General features: G+C 48.0%; 19 protein-coding genes. 8 read left to right on the top strand and 11 right to left on the bottom strand.

Annotation, left to right across the window (positions count from 1 at the left end; all coding sequences use genetic code 11):
* Positions 1-8: 8 nt before the first annotated feature.
* Positions 9-953 (top strand): hydrogen peroxide-inducible genes activator, encoded by a 945-nt coding sequence (locus tag FJ444_RS16950; protein ID WP_140960278.1) that lies wholly within the window; start codon positions 9-11, stop codon positions 951-953.
* Between the two features lie 5 nt (positions 954-958).
* Here FJ444_RS16950 and FJ444_RS16945 read toward each other — a convergent pair whose 3' ends face one another.
* From FJ444_RS16945 to FJ444_RS16930, 4 genes are read right to left on the bottom strand one after another with little or no spacing between them, the layout of a single operon-like run.
* Positions 959-1,879 carry an FAD:protein FMN transferase gene (locus FJ444_RS16945; protein ID WP_370298067.1) on the bottom strand — a complete coding sequence of 307 codons (921 nt, stop codon included), beginning with the start codon at positions 1,877-1,879 and terminating at the stop codon, positions 959-961.
* An 11-nt stretch (positions 1,880-1,890) separates the two neighbouring features.
* Positions 1,891-3,195 carry a DUF3570 domain-containing protein gene (locus FJ444_RS16940; protein ID WP_140960276.1) on the bottom strand — a complete coding sequence of 435 codons (1,305 nt, stop codon included), beginning with the start codon at positions 3,193-3,195 and terminating at the stop codon, positions 1,891-1,893.
* Positions 3,186-3,410 (bottom strand): DUF4266 domain-containing protein, encoded by a 225-nt coding sequence (locus tag FJ444_RS16935; protein ID WP_140960274.1) that lies wholly within the window; start codon positions 3,408-3,410, stop codon positions 3,186-3,188. The genes FJ444_RS16940 and FJ444_RS16935 overlap by 10 nt, the downstream gene beginning before the upstream one ends.
* Positions 3,407-3,922, bottom strand: coding sequence for a TlpA disulfide reductase family protein (locus FJ444_RS16930; RefSeq protein ID WP_140960272.1), 516 nt, complete (start codon positions 3,920-3,922; stop codon positions 3,407-3,409). The genes FJ444_RS16935 and FJ444_RS16930 overlap by 4 nt, the downstream gene beginning before the upstream one ends.
* Before the next feature lie 142 nt (positions 3,923-4,064).
* Here FJ444_RS16930 and FJ444_RS16925 point away from each other — a divergent pair, with 142 nt between their 5' ends.
* Both FJ444_RS16925 and FJ444_RS16920 read left to right on the top strand, forming a co-directional pair.
* The gene (locus FJ444_RS16925; RefSeq protein WP_140960270.1) at positions 4,065-5,120 is read left to right on the top strand and encodes a hypothetical protein; all 1,056 of its coding nucleotides are present in this window, start codon (positions 4,065-4,067) and stop codon (positions 5,118-5,120) included.
* Positions 5,110-7,029 carry a DUF3857 domain-containing protein gene (locus FJ444_RS16920; protein WP_140960268.1) on the top strand — a complete coding sequence of 640 codons (1,920 nt, stop codon included), beginning with the start codon at positions 5,110-5,112 and terminating at the stop codon, positions 7,027-7,029. The genes FJ444_RS16925 and FJ444_RS16920 overlap by 11 nt, the downstream gene beginning before the upstream one ends.
* A gap of 30 nt (positions 7,030-7,059) precedes the next feature.
* On the opposite strand, the gene FJ444_RS16915 is transcribed toward FJ444_RS16920, so the two are convergent.
* Genes FJ444_RS16915 through FJ444_RS16895 form a run of 5 tightly spaced genes read right to left on the bottom strand, consistent with a single transcriptional unit; the run spans position 7,060 to position 10,855 of the window.
* Entirely contained in the window at positions 7,060-7,764 is a 705-nt protein-coding gene (locus tag FJ444_RS16915; protein ID WP_140960444.1) for a hypothetical protein, read from the bottom strand.
* 5 nt (positions 7,765-7,769) lie between these two features.
* Positions 7,770-8,519, bottom strand: a complete 750-nt coding sequence (locus FJ444_RS16910) for a hypothetical protein (RefSeq protein WP_140960266.1) — start codon at positions 8,517-8,519, stop codon at positions 7,770-7,772.
* Positions 8,509-8,862 carry a cupredoxin domain-containing protein gene (locus tag FJ444_RS16905; protein WP_140960264.1) on the bottom strand — a complete coding sequence of 118 codons (354 nt, stop codon included), beginning with the start codon at positions 8,860-8,862 and terminating at the stop codon, positions 8,509-8,511. The genes FJ444_RS16910 and FJ444_RS16905 overlap by 11 nt, the downstream gene beginning before the upstream one ends.
* Entirely contained in the window at positions 8,856-10,184 is a 1,329-nt protein-coding gene (locus FJ444_RS16900) for an ATP-binding protein (RefSeq protein WP_140960262.1), read from the bottom strand. Before FJ444_RS16900 ends, FJ444_RS16905 begins: the two co-directional genes overlap by 7 nt.
* Before the next feature lie 11 nt (positions 10,185-10,195).
* Positions 10,196-10,855, bottom strand: coding sequence for a response regulator transcription factor (locus FJ444_RS16895; RefSeq protein ID WP_140960260.1), 660 nt, complete (start codon positions 10,853-10,855; stop codon positions 10,196-10,198).
* Between the two features lie 388 nt (positions 10,856-11,243).
* Here FJ444_RS16895 and FJ444_RS16890 point away from each other — a divergent pair, with 388 nt between their 5' ends.
* Complete coding sequence (locus tag FJ444_RS16890) at positions 11,244-11,846, top strand: CPBP family intramembrane glutamic endopeptidase (protein ID WP_255439270.1); 603 nt, start codon at positions 11,244-11,246, stop codon at positions 11,844-11,846.
* A 31-nt stretch (positions 11,847-11,877) separates the two neighbouring features.
* On the opposite strand, the gene FJ444_RS16885 is transcribed toward FJ444_RS16890, so the two are convergent.
* Together FJ444_RS16885 and FJ444_RS16880 are read right to left on the bottom strand one after the other, a co-directional pair.
* Positions 11,878-12,951, bottom strand: coding sequence for a DUF3080 family protein (locus tag FJ444_RS16885; RefSeq protein ID WP_181405202.1), 1,074 nt, complete (start codon positions 12,949-12,951; stop codon positions 11,878-11,880).
* On the bottom strand, positions 12,936-13,820 hold the full coding sequence (locus tag FJ444_RS16880) for a fructosamine kinase family protein (protein ID WP_140960254.1): 885 nt from the start codon (positions 13,818-13,820) through the stop codon (positions 12,936-12,938). Before FJ444_RS16880 ends, FJ444_RS16885 begins: the two co-directional genes overlap by 16 nt.
* Positions 13,821-14,125: 305 nt before the next feature.
* On the opposite strand from FJ444_RS16880, the gene thrS reads away from it, so the two are divergent.
* The 4 genes from thrS to rplT all read left to right on the top strand — a co-directional run bounded on the left by thrS (position 14,126) and on the right by rplT (position 17,402).
* Entirely contained in the window at positions 14,126-16,042 is a 1,917-nt protein-coding gene (gene thrS, locus FJ444_RS16875; RefSeq protein WP_140960252.1) for a threonine--tRNA ligase, read from the top strand.
* Between the two features lie 133 nt (positions 16,043-16,175).
* The gene (gene infC / locus FJ444_RS16870) at positions 16,176-16,715 is read left to right on the top strand and encodes a translation initiation factor IF-3 (RefSeq protein ID WP_140960251.1); all 540 of its coding nucleotides are present in this window, start codon (positions 16,176-16,178) and stop codon (positions 16,713-16,715) included.
* A 114-nt stretch (positions 16,716-16,829) separates the two neighbouring features.
* Positions 16,830-17,027, top strand: a complete 198-nt coding sequence (gene rpmI, locus FJ444_RS16865; protein WP_140960249.1) for a 50S ribosomal protein L35 — start codon at positions 16,830-16,832, stop codon at positions 17,025-17,027.
* Positions 17,028-17,045: 18 nt separating this feature from the next.
* Positions 17,046-17,402 carry a 50S ribosomal protein L20 gene (gene rplT, locus FJ444_RS16860; protein WP_140960247.1) on the top strand — a complete coding sequence of 119 codons (357 nt, stop codon included), beginning with the start codon at positions 17,046-17,048 and terminating at the stop codon, positions 17,400-17,402.
* The last annotated feature ends 312 nt before the right edge of the window (positions 17,403-17,714 follow it).

The following is a 17,714-nucleotide window of genomic DNA, read 5'->3' as shown; positions in this document are numbered from 1 at the left end:
GGCTGGGTATGACATCAGGATCTAAGAGTGCAACCAATACACAATTGCGTTACTTTTGCGCTTTGGCGCGAAATTTAAGTTATCGACGCACGGCCCAGCTATTGGGTATTAGTCAGCCCACGTTAACAGCGCAGATTAATGCGTTGGAAAAGTCACTGGGACTTGCGCTATTTGAACGCTCGCGAAGTGGCACCCTGTTATCGCCAGAGGGGCGGGTACTATTGCCTTTTGCGGAAGAAACTATACAAGCGTCATTGCGTTTCGAAGAAAAAGCAAAAGATCTGGCGGGGGGCGCGCAAACCACTTACCGGTTGGGTATTCCCCCTACATTGGGGCCTTACCTGCTGCCTTATATTTTGCCAGAGTTACACAGGCGATTTGCAAAGCTTAAGTTCTATGTAAGGGAAGCCGCACCATCGCAACTGGTACAGGGATTGTTTAATGGTGATTACGATTTAATTATTTCACCTTATTCACAGGAGTCATCGCAGCTCATCGTATCCAAACTTTTTGTTGAGCCACTCAAGTTTGTCATGCCGAGCGATCATCCGTTAGCTGGCAGTAAGTATGTCGAACCAGAGGACATCCGTGGTGAAACGGTACTGGCACTGGAAGATACTCATCATTTTCACCACCAGGTGCAGGATATTTGCGGCGAAATCGGTGCTCAACTAGCACGGGATTACGAAGGCACCAGTTTGGATACCTTGCGTCAAATGGTAGTTATGGGTATGGGGGTGTCGTTTTTGCCCGGTTTATACGTGCATTCTGAATTACACCGGCCGGACGAGCTGCATGTGTGCGAACTGAAAGACAAACCCATTGTACGTCAGCACAATTTAATTTGGCGAAATACCGCGCCGGGGCGTATTTTCTTCCGGGAACTGGGCAATCATATTCGCCAGATTGTCAGCGAGTCACTGAGTCACGCAGTACAGGTATCCGACGGTTGATTATTTTAGTTATAGATCCAGTGAGTTAACCCTTGTTCAGCAAGGAACTCAGCTGCATGTTTACCTTGCAACATGGCCAGTGTGGCTAATAAGCCTGCCTGAGTGCAGTTTTCTGCTGCAACGGTAACGGAGCGAGGGGGGGAAATCACAGGATAACCAGTAAACGGGTTCAGGATATGGCTATAGCGTTTGCCGTGTTTGAGTAAATATCGTCTGGCATCGCCGCTGGTCGCCAGGCCACCCTGATAGATTTTTACGATGGTATCGGTTACGGCAGCCGCTGAAGCCGGATTTTCGATACCTATCATCCAGGGCTGGTCATGTTTACGCCGTTCAGTAACCTGAATATCACCGCCAAAATTCACTACAACAGATATTCCGCGATAACCTGTTTTTATGGTGTCAGCGACTTTGTCTACCGCGTATTCCTTACCAATGCCGCCTAAATCGATTTCCATGCCCTCGGGGAGGGTAAAGGTAGAGTTGCTTAACCTGGTATGTTGCCAGCCAATTTTCGATAGTAAGGGTTTGATCTGCCGCACGTTGGGTACGTTGTCGGAACCGTCAAATTTCCACGCGTTTCGCAATATACCCGAGGTAATATCAAACATACCATCACTCAACTGAAAACAGGTTTCAGCGAAGGCGAGTAATCGGTGGGTTTCGGGATCGACGGGTATTGGCCGACCTTCACTGGTGTTTATATTACTAACCACGCTGTCTGGCCTGTAACGGCTGAATTTGTGTTCAATGCGCTTGGCTTCTGTCGCTGCCAGCAGTGTTATTGTGCGAGCAAGCTGCTCATCACTGGTTTCAATCAGAATTTCACATGGGCTGGCCATAGCATCGAACCGGCCAATACAAAAATCCGTTTGTTTGGAAACAGAAACCGGCGGTGTAGCCGCCGGTAACGCGTTTTCAGCCATATTCACAGTGTTCAGAAGTGATAATTAAACTGTAGTATAACGGCTTTTACGCTTGGGTAGAGATCTAAATCGGCCAGCACACCAGGTTGTTCAAATCCGGCATTTTTCGGATCCTGCTGATAGTATTCCGCCCGCACAGCCCATTCGTGACCGTTCTCTAATGTACGACCGTACTTCAAGCCTACGGTATATGCGGTCATTTCACCTACCCGGTAATCTGCGCTGGCATACATCGGCAGGTCAGCAGACTGATTCAGATAAGGCTGATAGAAATCGGCAGCCGATTGCTGGTAATAGCGAATGTGCGGTTGAATGTAGCTGTTACCCGACAAATTGAACCGCAAGCGCGAATCGATAGTGTGCGAGTCGATTTCCCAGTCATCCGTTGCATAGCGATAAGATACGTCAACCACACCGTTGTCCAACGCATACTTGGTTTGCCAGAAGAATGAGTGCTTAGTACGTGAATCCGGGCGGTTCTCATACACAATATCCTGGGTTACACCGTTGGTGTTTATTACACTTAGTACTTTATAAGGGTCAGTGGTATAGCCGTCTACAATGCTCAGCCCGTAGTTAAATTGCATAAGCATTCTGCGGTTGATAACCTGAGTGACACCAAACAACATATCCAATGTTGTTTTGTCATCACTGCCATTTTTAGCGCCGTGATCGTCGTCCTCACCTTCAAACTCATCGTCGTAGTCGTCATCTGCAGGCACCATCATACTGGACAATGGCGTGGGTTTGCCGCCTACCGGATCGATGCTGTCGAACTGATATGACAATCCGGCCGACAGGGTAGTGTTGCGCTGAAACAGGTCTTTTTCCAGTAAGCCATTTACCCCAAGCGACATATAGTCATATTCGCGGGATACGTTGAAGCCCGCGGTACCGCGCCAGGTATCCGCAAACGGTTGCATCCACGACGCCGCAACCTGCACACGGGTGTCATGGAAGGTATCATCAAGCGGTGTATCACCCGCGGCAACCTGATACGAATCTTTACCTGAAGGACGCGAGAAAGTTTGCACGGTTGGCTGCGCAACGGCACCGTTGGCCGACGCACCGGTAAGGGTATCCAGTACCAGTTTTACGTTAAAAATACTGTCATCGCTGTTGGTTTTGGTGGCACTTACCACACCTTCTGCCAAACTAACGCGGTCAGTTTCACCGTAGTACAAAATAGCAGTGTCGAATTTCCAGTCTTTGAGTACTGATGAATCGGTTTCAGCATGCGCCTGGGATTGCCCTAACAATGCACAGGTAGCACCGGCTAAAGCTGCAGCAATACTGCCTTTATGACTTAGTTGCATCCGCAGCCGCCTCCCGCAAATGAACGTCCGCCACTGGTGGCTTCCTTACTGAAGTAAATATGGTCGTCCAGCCCCAAATCGACACCTTCAGCGCCCAGCGCCATTTCGTCTTTTGCCAATAAATCCCGCTCCCAGGGTTGCACACCTAACGACGCACAACCGCCAAGCTGGCTTAGCGCGACTATCACAGATACATAGACTAATTTACGTTTCATTTTGATGACTCCATTTCCTCAATCAGGGCCACAATTTCCTGTTCGTACTGGGCTTGCTTTTGTACATGAAAGCCCTGATGTGCCAGGCGTAACTGACCTGTGTGGTCAATAAGATAACTGGTTGGCATACCGGGTACGCGATACAGCGCCGGCGCATTGCCTTGCGGATCGAATGCTACCGGGAATTCTGCAGGCATAGCAGCCAGAAAGGCATCGGCAAGCTCGCGCTCGGTGTCCACGTTAATCGCAATCACAGTAAACCCCCTGTCGGCGTATTTATTCTGCATGGCATTCATCCATGGAAAAGAGCGCTGACAGGGTTTACACCAACTGGCCCAGAAATCCAGATACACGACTTGCCCGCGGTAATCAGCTAACTGATGCTGGCCGTCTGCCATAGCTAATGGCACATCGGGTGCGGGTTGGTTGGCCAGTGCGTCAGCAGTAAGCAGAGTGGCACATATAGCCAGTGACAAACTCAACCTGCGGGCGATCCTTGGTAGGTGACGCATATAACATCCTCAATATTTACAATTAAACTGAGTGTAAAAGTGGAAGCTTAAGGAAAACTTATGTGTTGGCGATTTCTGTTTTCATCCCTGTAGCCATCTGGTATAAATCGTTAAGTGGTTAATAATGATAAGGATGTCAGAGGTGACTGACACAACTGCACCGTTGGCAATTGATGCCGACACATTGCCTGCAATCAAACCCCGTCGACCTTTTTTGCTGGAGTTTCTGCTTCACTTTTGTACGTTTGGTATTTACACCTGCTTCTGGTGTGTTACTGCCACCAATGATCTGAAGCGCGCGTTTAACAAAGATTTCAAACCCTGGGCCTGGTTCCTGGTGCCTATTGTGTTTATAGCCCAGCTTATAATGCTTCCTCGCTTGCTGAATGCCATTGACGAGGCGGAACAATCACACAACCTGCGAAGCTGGAGTGAATGGAAGGAGCGTTCCTGGTTGTTATTTGCCTGTGGCTCAGGATTGTTTTTTGCCGTTTCACGAAGAGTTGAAATCCACATAGGTTGGGTTTTGTTGGTTCTGGTGATTTGGTCTGTCTGTTTTGCACTGTTAAACGCGCGTATGGATGTATTGCGTGATGAAGCGGTTAATCCCAAACGTCGCTATTATGCAGGTTATGCCTGGTGGCACTGGCCGCTGGTGGTGGTGGGGGTGCCCTTTGTGCTGTATATCGGATATAGCATGGTGATATCGCCGTATCTGGCGAAAGTTGCGCCACTCGCCACAAACACGGTGATCAGCGACGAAAAGCATGCCATAGAGCTTACTGTGGTTGAGGCCGACTGGCACAAAGTCGAAATTGGGACCTTTTCAGATGGCAGTGGTTTGTTTGAGATTGCTGGCCCGCTTGATTTCCAGTATTTCATTGCGTTTGAGCACGATGACGATTACACCTTATCGGATTTAACCCAGTGGCGTATTGGGCAAAATTACGATGATTTTACTGTGAAGGAATGTTCCGAAAACCGTATTTTCTCGCCCGGATCGTTGAACGTAGAAGCCTTTGTAGTGTGTAAAGGCACCAGTATGGGCGATCCCACTATTGCGACACATCACTTCATTCGCGTGGATAATCAAATTTTCGAACTGTATGGTTATATGAGTGCTGCCAAGCTGACCTACAAAGACCAGGAAGCGGGTTTCCTCCGCCAGGCGCAAGGACTCGTTCGTTATGAAAAATAAGCTAATATTCTTTATGGTTACCAGAATGGCAACCAGACTGTCCGGGCTGGTTGCATTGATGGCCTTGTGTTCAAATGGTCAGGCTGCGGCGTTATCAAACACAGCGCTCACCGCTAAGGCAAAAGAGTGGATGGCCGCCTCGGAAAGTTATTCCGCCGAGTCATTAACCAAAGTCTATACAGACGTAAGCCACACCATTTATCAGGACAAGATAGTCACGCAGGTAACGAAAGCCTGGTTCTACCCAACCAAAGCGCTGGTGCAGGAATCGGGATATGAAACGCTGAATTTCAATCAGTATTCTGAAGTGGTATCGGACATTAATGCCTTTTCGATTGCGCCAGACGGACGGATCACATGGGTAAAAGACGACAACATAAAAGAAATCGAAGACGACAGTTACAATATTTTTACCGACGGAAAGCGGAAGGTTATTAGTTTTCCCGGGTTGCAGGATAAAGGTATCTCGGTGTTGTCGTTTACCTTAACACACGATCGCACCAAAGGTATTGAAGACTGGTCGCACACCCATTTCCCGCAGCAGTTTTCGCCGGTTAACTATTATCGTTTGTCGGTGAGTTCTGCGGATGGCAGTTACTTTAACCACAACATCTACAATGATGTACTTACGTGTAACCGCGACGCGCACACGCTGCTCTGTGAAGGCAATCAATTACCGGCATTAGTGACCAAAGATAACGTAAACTGGCTGGACCAAATTGGCCAGATTGTGGTGACGACTACGCCAGATTGGAACGGTATGATAAGCCGTGTGAACCGTGGCTTTAATCAGGCGTTGAACAGCCAGTCCAAAGTGGCAGAAACCCTGCAAGGCTTAATTACGAAGGATATGTCTACGCAACAAAAGATCTCGGCTATTCACGAGTTCGCTGCCAGAGATATCCGCTATGTGTCGATGTCTGATAACGGACACGCGATTGTGCCGCATACGGTTGATGAAACCATCTACAATCGCTACGGCGATTGCAAAGATAAAACCGTGGTATTGGTTGCCATGCTTAATGCAATTGGGTTGAAGGCTTATCCGGTACTAGTGTCTACAGACCGGGCATCGCTCGCACCAGTGGCACTGCCCGGCATGAATTATTTTGATCACGCGGTTGCCTGCTTTGAGTTGAATGGTGAGCAGTTCTGCTTGGATGCTACCGACGCTTACAGTGACTGGTATTATTTGTCTGACTGGATCCAGGGGCATGTGTCGCTGCCACTCACGCCGGATGCTCAGCCTGCGTTATTGCCACAGTCAGAATTCCGCTGGCAAGTAACGCAATCCACCGATATTCGGTATACAACCGGTGGGGGACAAACAGAACAAACAACGGTGATATTTAAAGATGAGTATGCCAGTTCGATGCGCGGCAACCTCGCCAGTAAAAACAGTGAAGAGCAGAATAAATGGCTGACATCAGTGTACGAGGATGTGGTAGCGAGTGGTGTAGAGCCCGTATTTGACATAAGCGGCATTGACTCAATCAGCGAACCGGTAACGGTAAAAAGTACCACGGAGTTTGCGCCTTACTTTGATGTGGCGGAAGAATTTGTGCTAACGGAATACGATGCGTGGGTGCGTTATGAACTGGGATTGATGAAGTTGTCAGAAGCGCCTTATGGGTATGCCTTTCCGGGGCTGCAGATTGGCTCTACCTATAATCTGTACCTGCCAACTGGCTGGAAAGTGCAGAGTGCGCCCGCCAAACTCAAACTGAACACCCGTTTTGGTGAGTTAACCAGAGCAGTGCGTCTGGTTAAATCGAATCAACTTGAAGTTACCACCAGTCTGACGATGCCGCAGAAGGCATTGGCTGATACCGATATTGACGAATTTAATAATGTTCTGGATGTATTTGTGCAGGAGTCGTCGATCAATTTTAAAGGTGTTGTCAAGTAATCATCTGATGATGCGCGGCCTGGTGCCGCGCTAAAATTCGTATTCCAGCGAAAAACGCAACGTGTGATCTTTTACCACGCTATCTACCGCAGCAATAAAACCCAACTCCCATTTTAACTGTCGACGGCTGTCAAAGCGTTGGATACCCATAAAGGCCGGGCCAATGCCGATAAAGTCATCACCTGTATACAACTCGATAGCCGGTTGTAACAACGGCATCCAACGATAACGGTATTTTACCCGTAACTGGGTTTTTAATTCCTGGTCGGGCACATCTCCCCATACATACACCAACAGAGTGTTAACGGTTAAGCTGGTGGGGCCAATTTCTTTTTCCATGACCAAACCCGTAGTGACTTCCCAGCGCTTTTCGTTGTGATATTTTTCCACTTCAAACAGGGTGCCAAAGTCCGCCCAGTATTTACCCTGTTCCGTCATCATCCAGCGAATTTCAAATTCATAGCCTTCCAAACCAAAATCGTCATGTTGTTCATCGCGCGACCCTACTGCGTAAAATTTGGCGATCACGGTTTCGCTCAAGGCATGACCAAAAGCAATGCGTTGCAACAGTTCGTTGCCGTCTTCGTTTTGACGCGACATAAAACGCCATTCCAATTCTCGTTCGAAGGGCAAAATATAAGGATGGTAAACCCGGTCAACCACGCCAGATGACGGCTCGGCCTGCACGGTTTGCAAAGGCAACAGCAGCACACCGGCCAGAAGAAAAGTAAGCATAAGTCTCATGAAAATACTCCTTCGGCGGCACGAGGCCGAAGTAAAAAATAACTGCGCAGGGCAAACCACTGGGCTACAACCACTAAACATACCCAGCTAGCGAAATATGCTATACCGGGCTGTGATTCATAACCCATCAATGCATTTAACAAATGTCCGTATTCGCTGGCATCACTAACCAGTGCGCTGCTATTCCAAAGCGGCGACGTTTCATCGATCACGCCAATTTGTTGTAACTGGGGAATAACATCACTGGCTTGCGCCGCCATAAACAGCATCCACAAGCAGCGCAGCGCCAGCCCAGTTCGATAAGGCGCAAGTAACACAACCAATAAAATGGCAATGCTCAGGCTGATCCCACAGCCAAGTACTGAGCCAATAAAAATGGCCGGAATACGCTCTGAATGACTGCCAAAGGCGACCAGATACAGTGCAAAATCTGCCACATGAAGGCTGATGATGGGGGCGGCTGTCAGGATCAAATAGTGCGACTGAACGGGTGATTTCATACTTGCTAATGCAGACACGTAAGCAACAACCAGCAGCATAACGGTTAGCCATTCATAGCCAGTGCCGTCGAGCAGGTCGCTTACGGTATTTCGACTAAGCACCAGTAGCGCTGTGGTTATCAGCGATGCAAGCGCTAATTGCCATATCGCGCGGTGTTCAACCCGAAAAGCCAGTAACATAAAACTGATGAGTAAGGCGATGGGCAGCGCGTCGCGCAACATTAAAATAACCGTGTTAATTAGCATCGGGAGCCTCCTCGCCGGGGGCCAGAACAATGACTTCTCCCTGCGCGGTAGTAGGGTGATACTGACCAAAAAACGGATAACGGCCGGGGGAGAGTGGCCCGATAAAAATATTCGCCTTCGACTGGCCGAAGATCACTTTCTCACGGTTCAGCGCGAAGCTATCAAATTCCTCTGGTTCGTCGTCTTCGTTAACAATTGTGAGTTTGATTTTTTTGTCGGCCGGTACATAGATATTCGCCGGGTGAAACAGATTGTCCTTAATGCGCACTACTACTTCGGGCCTGGCCGCCAGGACATCCACGCTAATAATAAGCAGGCAAAAAGATAACAGGACTCTCAACATAGCGGCTCCTGTGATGAGCTATGCCGGGGCAGGGTAACGGTAACGGTTAATCCACCAAATCTGGATTCACCAAGACTGAGCTTGCCTTTGTGTAACATGACAACCTGATTCACAATTGCCAGACCAATGCCACTGCCTGACTGCCGCTGCGTTTGCACGTTGGCGACCCGGAAAAAAGGCGTGAGGACCTTTTCATAATCAGCCGGTGGAATACCTGGTCCTGAGTCGGCAACCTGGATCTCAAGTCTGTCCGTTTTAAGTTTTGTGGTTATTTCAATTTCACCACCATCCGGGGTATATTTACTGGCATTACCTATCAGGTTGGTGAACATGGTATGTAACGCAAACGAATTCGCTTGCAGCTCGCAAGGTGAACTGTTGAGCGAAATAGCCTGATGTTTGGCATCAATGGTGTCGTACATCTCGCTGATAATTTCTTGCAACATGGACTCTATTTCCACATTTTCAAGATTGGCCTGAGTTGTTTCCGGATTGGTCCGGCTAAGCAACAATAATTGATTAATTACCCGAATCATTCGATCGGTGTCGCGTTGGCATCTGGCAATTTCATCTTTACCAGGCGAATCAGAAACATGCAAATTATGCAGATTTATCTTTAAAACGCTTAGTGGGGTGCGCAATTCATGTGCGGCATTGGCAGAAAAAAGTTGTTCGCGTTCAAATGCTTTGTTCAGTCTTAAAAACAGGGAATTAAGTGTGTCAATAACGGTCGTCAATTCGTTTGGTGTATTACTTAACGCAATGGGTTCTAAATTGTTGCGGGCTTTGTTTTCCAGTTGAGCCGATAGGGCGTTGAGTGGACGTAAGCCTCGGTTTACTACCCAATAAATCAATAATGCCAGCACAGGGATACTGATAATTAATGGTGTCATGGCTGCCAAAATCAGGCTTTCTGTAAGCGTATCGCGACTCCCAAGAGGATGTGCAACCATTGCAACAACTTCATTGGCGGGGTTGATGGACGTGAGCACCCGCCATCGGTTGCCCAGAAAATTCTCGGCGCTGAATCCTTTTTCGATTTTGCCAATAGGCCTATCTGGCGCATTTGCTGAGCGCATCAGCAGGTGATCCTGTTGCCAAATCTGCCATGCCACATCCGGTGGACTCTCAATTTCAGATGCTCTGGCTGTTTGACTGGCTGGTAAGGCAACCAACGTTGCGGCAATGGCCTGTAGTTCGCCGTCGAACAACCGTGTAGCATCCTGCATACTGGCGCGATAACCGGTAATGGCCGCACTAAAGGTGACCAGTACAATCAGGGCTATCAACAGCCAGGTGACCTGGCGGCGAATGGAATTCATAGCGGAGACATTTATCCTTTCGGAGTGGTGTAACCCACACCACGAATGGTCTTGATAAAGCTGTCGGGCAATTTCTTACGTAAATTGCTGATGTGTACTTCAATGGTATTGGATGCCACTTCGTCGCCCCATTCGTACAGTTTGCTTTCAAATTGTTGCTTTGACAGCACCCGCCCGGCATTTTCCATTAGAATTCGCAACACCATAAATTCTCTGCGGGGTAAGGATAAAGGTTGATCATTTACGCTAACCGTGTGCTCAGCCAGATTTAACGCAACGCCGTGTAAACTAATACTGCTGGATGTTGCATTGCCCATACGGCGCTCGAGCACCCTGAGTCTGGCAAACAATTCTGCCATATCGAACGGTTTTGGCAGGTAATCATCTGCACCGCCATCCAACCCCAGAATTTTGTCATTCATGCTGTCGCGGGCCGTAAGAATGAGCACCGGCAGGGTAGCATCGCGGCTTCTGAGAGTTTTTAGCACTTGTAAACCGTCCATATCAGGCAGTCCCAAATCCAGCACTACCATGTCGGTTTCGGCTTGCTTTACCGCCGCAAGGGCGTCCTTTCCGGTGTGTACTGTGTTGACGGCATAATTCTGCCTGCGCAGAGAATCGCCTAGGGCACTGGCCAAAGCCAAATCATCTTCAACTAACAATATATTCATGCGGCGCTGCTTGTGCGTTGGTTAATCAAATTGTGATCATGATGTCATCCTTTGCTTAAGGATATCTTAAGAATTCGGGATGCAACAGTAACACGCTGATTTTAATTCAAAACCGGTGGTGGATGACGTCATGTTAAGGCGTAATATTCTCGCAGTATATGGTTTTAGATATTGTGACTGATTTTTTGTATAGCGTTGATATTTAATGAAATATTGATTTAGCTGTGAAGTGCAGGATACCATCCGGAATCTGCGATTTAAGTAAATGTTACATTAGCGAATTGCGCATTCGTCGTGTAAAATTCATGCAACTGTCATCAATTGTTCATGTTTGCGTGGAAGTGATTTAACCGTGTCGCCAAATAAGTTGTGGACGGAGCTGGTAGCTTTGTTCGTTTTACTACCTCTGCTGTTTCTTGCTGGTATTCAGTACGCTGGCCCATACCTGTTGGCTGCATTGGTAGTCATTGGTGGTGTGTGTTTGTGGCTGTTATTAGCCGACAAATCGTTCAAGCGTTTCCGCTTGTGGAACTGGCAGCAGGGCAAGCCGCATTTGCTGGCTTCATTAAAGCTATTTATTCCTTGGGCGTGTTTAACCGCCATGATGGTGTACTGGTGGTTGCCTGACGCATTTTTGCAATGGCCCGCAGAACAAACCTCGCTTTGGCTCATGACACTGGTGCTTTATCCCTTGTTGTCGGTGGTGCCGCAGGAGATTATCTACCGCACTTTCTTCTTCCACCGTTATAAGCAAATTATTCCCTCACGGTACATTAGGGTGGGCGCAAGCACCTTACTGTTCGGCTTTGCGCATGCCATATATGGCAATTGGATAGCGGTGGTGGTGTCGGCTATTGGTGGGGCAGTGTTTGGATTGCGCTACATGCAGAGCCGCTCTACGGCCGTTGTTGTTGTGGAGCACTCTTTATGGGGCTGCTTTTTATTCACGATTGGGCTGGGGTCGTTTCTGTCGATTCAGCACACGTTGTAATACCAATTCGCAAGTTGACGCTGCAAACGAATCAGGCCATGGGGGACATATTGCAGCGAGCCAAAAACGTTTGCCAAACGTTAATGTGTGCTTTCATGGCCTGTTGATACCGTTCAAATTCCTGCGCTTGCTTCTGTAAATAGGCTTTAAACGCGTCAGGTAAATCAGGGTGTTGTTGCCATTCGTTTGAAACCTGCTCAAATGCATAGTGGAACGCATTGATTCGACCACCCACCGGTTGGATTTTCTCAATAAAAAACAAATAAAACACATTGCGCAGAATGGCGGCAGTATCGTCATTGCGTCCGCTACCACAGGATTGAGCCGGTAATGCACTGTCCAGTACTTTGGTGATAACCGGCAGGCCAAGGGCCAATTGTTGCTGAGTCAGCCAGACACTTGCAGGTAATCGCAATATCGCAAGTTGTTGAAGCTGGTTTTCCAGCTTCTTCGCCTGAGACGTACCGGAAGTCTGATACGCATTTAATTGTGCCAGTCCGGCTACTTGCCCAGTGATATCGAGCTGTGGCGACACCAGTAAATCGGGTATTGGGCGGCTAAACGCCTGTTTAGTTTCTTCACTGAGTGTGAGCATGTTGCTCCAATGAACGGTTAAGTCTGCTTGCTTGATTGCTTGCCAGTGTTGCAGCGTAGGCAGGAGTGATATGGACTCCTCTGAGGTAACCTCAGATTGCTGATAAAATGCAATACACTGGCTCAGAGCTGCAAGCAATGTGTGTTCATAGTGCAAGCGAACTGAATACGCCTGAACTTTGCCAAGTGCAGTGTTGCGCTGTGCAACCAGGCTGCCAAGCTCGCAGGTTTGAATCTTGTACAGCTCAGTAAGGTCAATGGCGATTTCCGTTGGATGCTTGAGCAACTCGTGGCGGGTCGGGTAAGGCAGTGGCAGAGCTTCAGGTAGGGAAGGAATGCTGATATCCAGTGTGCGCGCTAATCGGGTTTGGTATTCCTGAAGGTGAGCGGCAGAATTTTCCGGGGCGCAACCAATGAGCGGCGTTAACAAGGCAAAAGTCAGCCAAATCCAGCAAAGCTGAGATCGCTTTATACTTGTTAACCCTGAAGTGTTATCTACAACTGTTGGCAAATCTGGTTGACGTCCTGTTGCGCGGTGATGAGATATTGACCACCAAATAATACGGCATGATTGAGTACGTGGTAAAGCTGATAAAGTTTACGGCGCTTGGTGTAATCAGGCTCTAAAGGCCAGGTTGACTGGTATCCTTCGTAGAATGCCTCAGGCAGTTTTCCGAACAGTTCGGTCATGGCGATGTCTGTTTCACGGTCGCCTATGTATACGGCAGGATCATAGATAACGGGTTGATTATGGTAAAATCCAATATTGCCATGCCATAAATCACCATGAACCAGTGAAGGGAGGGGCTGATGATGTTGTAGAAACGTATGAATGCGCGTTACGCATACATCAATGTTGCACCATTTGTGGCCTTGTCTTGCCAGCGATTCCAGCATAACGCCGATGCGAAATTCTGCATAAAATTGCGCCCAGCCTGAGGTGAATTCATTCGCCTGGCGCGTTTGACCAATAAAATTGTGGCGGTGCCAGCCAAATCGGTTGGTGGTGGGAGCGCGGTGTATCAAAGCCAGTTGTTCGCCACAGCGCCACCAGAGTGCTCCGCTGGCAGGTTGCAGCTTCAAAAATTGCAGTACCAGGTATTCCTGTAATCCACCGTTTTCTTCAATGACGCCCTGGCAGATGACAGAGGGTATTTTCATGCATTGGGTAGCGGCTAACGCGGCTAATCCCTCAGCTTCGGCATCGAGTACCAGGTCGTTAGAGTGCTTCATGGTGCGGTGTTTAACAAAGTATCGCCTGGCGTCATCACGGATCATTACGCTCTGATGCGAGTCTGTGCCGTGCAGCACTTGTCTGTGCTGACACACAAATAGATTACCGGTTACCTCTGAAATCGTTTCGCTGATGAATTGCCACATGTGCAGGTAATGTCATGGGGTTTACTGTAAGTATGGAATAATTTGATGCCATTGCCAGTTCAGCATGCAGGAATTTTGTGATTTTTTGCCTCCTATTTAGCCTTGTGCGTTGTATACCCGTTTGCAAAGCAAGCTGATTGGCAACGATATTTCTCTTTTAAGCGTTGCATGAAAGATCGAAGGCGTTATAATCCGTGCAAACACAGGGGATTTACCCCTTTCACGCACCCATCTCAGGGTGTTTTTTTATGATTAAAGCAAACACAAGTGGCACAGAGTAGGTGTCACCACTGTAAGGATGATTCATGCCTGTTATTACTCTTCCTGATGGAAGTCAGCGTTCTTTCGATAACCCTGTCTCTGTATTAGATGTTGCTGCCGATATCGGCCCCGGTCTGGCAAAAGCGACCATTGCTGGTCGTGTAAACGGCGAGCGTGTAGATGCCTGCGAGGTAATAGATTCAGACGCTGCGTTACAAATCATCACCGCAAAAGACGAAGACGGACTTGAGATCATCCGTCACAGCTGTGCGCACTTAATTGGTCATGCAATTAAGCAGTTATGGCCAGATGCGAAAATGGCCATTGGTCCTACCATCGACAATGGCTTCTACTACGATGTTGATATGGAGCACAGCCTGACCCAGGATGACCTGCAGAAGCTGGAAAAGCGCATGCTGGATCTGGCAAAAACGAATTACGATGTGGTTAAGAAAAACGTGAGCTGGCAGGAAGCCAGAGATACCTTTGAAGCCCGCGGCGAAACTTACAAAATGCAAATTCTCGACGAGAATATCCCGAAGGACTCTTTCCCAGGGTTGTATCACCACGAAGAATATATTGATATGTGCCGTGGCCCTCACGTGCCTAACATGAAGTTTTGCCAACACTTTAAAATAATGAAGGTGGCAGGTGCATACTGGCGCGGTAACAGCGACAACAAAATGTTACAGCGTATCTACGGTACCGCTTGGGCAGACAAAAAGCAGTTAAGTGCTTACTTAACCCGCCTTGAAGAAGCTGAAAAGCGCGATCACCGTAAAATCGGTAAAACGCTTGATCTGTTCCATTGGCAGGAAGAGGCACCCGGCATGGTGTTCTGGCATAACGATGGTTGGTCGGTGTATACCGAGCTGGAAAAATTTGTGCGCAACATGCTGCGCCGTTACAGCTACGATGAAGTAAAAGGTCCGTTGATGATGGACCGCGTGCTGTGGGAACGTTCTGGTCACTGGGACAAGTACGCAGAGAACATGTTTACTACCGAATCAGAAAAGCGTGAATACGCCATTAAGCCCATGAACTGTCCGGGTCACGTACAGATATTTAACCAGGGGTTAAAGTCATACCGCGACCTGCCATTGCGTATGGCTGAATTTGGGTGTTGTCACCGCAATGAGCCATCCGGTGCCTTACACGGCCTGATGCGTGTGCGCGGTTTTACCCAGGACGACGCCCACATTTTCTGTACAGAAGAACAGATGCTGGACGAAGTGTGTAGCTGTATTGACATGATTTACGACGCCTATCGCACCTTTGGTTTTGAAAAAATCGAAGTAAAATTGTCTACCCGACCAGAAAACCGTGTTGGCAGTGACGAGATTTGGGACAAGGCTGAAAAAGCCCTGGCCGATGCGCTTAACAGCAAAGGCATTGAGTTTAAGTATCTGCCTGGTGAAGGCGCGTTTTACGGTCCTAAAATTGAATTTACCCTGTATGACTGCCTTGATCGCGCATGGCAGTGCGGTACCGTGCAGGCTGACTTCTCTATGCCAGGCCGTTTAGGCTCTACTTACGTTGCAGAAGACGGCGAGCGCAAAGTACCGGTAATGATTCACCGGGCGGTATTGGGATCGCTGGAGCGTTTTATCGGTATTCTTACTGAAGAGTATGCAGGCTTCTTCCCGCTGTGGTTAGCGCCGAAGCAAATGGTAGTCATGAATATTACCGACAATCAGGCGCCCTACGCCAAGCAAATTACAGAAAAACTGCAGGAACAGGGTTTCCGCGTAAAGTCTGACTTGAGAAATGAAAAGATTGGCTTTAAAATTCGCGAACATACGCTCAAGCGCGTACCCTATATGCTGGTGGTGGGCGACAAAGAGATGGAATCGGGTCAGGTGGCAGTGCGTTCGCGCCGTGGCGAAGATTTAGGCAGTATGCCAATCGATGCCTTTATTAGTCTGGCAAACGAAGAAATCGCTGGAAAATCCATCAAATAACGGTATACTCGCGCACTACAATTGTGCCGCGAGTTTTCGTTGGTAACAGCAAAAACATAAGTGTCTGGTTTTAAAGAATTTCTTTCAAATATATAGAACCAGGTGAAGATTAAAAATGTTGGAGGATTAGCACATTAAAGGCGCTAACAATAAGGCTCAGGGCGATAAAGCCCGGATTAACGATGAAATTACGGCAAGAGAAATCCGCTTAATTGCTGCGGATGGAAGCCAGGTAGGAGTGGTATCGCTAAGAGAAGCACTCAGCTCCGCCGAAGAAGCCAGTTTGGATCTTGTTGAGATTAGTCCTAATGCTGAGCCGCCGGTCTGTAAAGTGATGGACTACGGCAAATTCCTCTTTGAAAAAAGTAAAGCTCAAAAAGAGCAAAAGAAAAAACAGAAACTCATTCAGGTCAAGGAGATTAAATTTCGCCCTGGCACTGATGAAGGCGATTACCAGGTAAAACTGCGCAACCTGCGTCGCTTTCTGGAAAGTGGCGATAAAGCCAAAGTTACGATCCGTTTCCGCGGACGTGAAATGGCTCACCAAGATATTGGTATCGAACTGCTGGAACGTGTAAAAACGGACCTGGAGGACGTATCAAACTGCGAATCTTTCCCTAAAAAGGTGGAAGGTCGTCAGATGATCATGGTGCTCGCCCCACTTAAGAAGTAGTAGTGGTTTAAAGTTTTTGGGAATCTGCACCCCAAAACACCCTGCTATAAATATTAACCGGTAGAAAGGTGACTGCACACCCCAAACCGATATTAACAATGCGGAGTTTTAGCAATGCCTAAAATGAAATCTGTTAGTGGTGCAGCCAAACGTTTTAGAAAAACTGGTTCTGGCCGCTTTAAAAGCAAACAGTCTCACTTACGTCACATTCTGACTAAGAAGAGCTCTAAGCGTAAACGTCACCTGCGTGGCAAAAAACTGGTTCATGACTCTGATACTAAATTAGTACAGCGCATGCTGCCTTACGTTTAAGTTTGAGGAGACTGAATAATGGCTAGAGTTAAACGCGGCACAATCGCACGTGCACGTCACAAAAAAGTTTTAAAACAAGCTAAAGGTTATTACGGTGCCCGTTCACGCGTTTATCGCGTAGCGGTACAAGCTGTAACTAAAGCTGGTCAATATGCATATCGCGACCGTCGTCAGCGCAAGCGTCAATTCCGCCAACTGTGGATTGCACGTATTAACGCTGCGGCTCGTCAAAATGGCATGTCATACAGCCGTTTCATTAACGGTCTGAAGAAAGCGTCTGTTGAAATCGATCGTAAGATCCTTGCCGACATCGCAGTACATGACAAAGCGGCTTTCAGCGCATTAGTCGTAGCGGCTAAAGGCGCATTAGCTTAATTATTTAATTAAGTTTAAGTTCTTTCGGAAAACGGCGAGCGGGATGCTCGCCGTTTTTCGTTTCAGCGAAAGAATTATTGTATAAATCTGCTCTTATCGCTTAAAACACAAGCGTTAACCGCTTGTGGTGCTTTAATGCCTGAGGCTATCCAGCAGTCTTCGTAAATGGAATAGTAACACAGACTTACCTCAAAACTGGCGTCTTGAAGTACAGACACCAAATCCGGCTCGGTAACCACAAATACCGAAACATCCCGCCCGGACGACACTATTGCCCGTTTACCTTTGTTGTGACGTTATTAACACGCTGGG

It is taken from the genome of Aestuariibacter sp. GS-14 (genome assembly GCF_006494365.1).
GTDB classification, from domain to species: Bacteria; Pseudomonadota; Gammaproteobacteria; order Enterobacterales; family Alteromonadaceae; genus Alteromonas; species Alteromonas mangrovi.
This window is presented reverse-complemented; position numbering and strand designations above follow the sequence as displayed.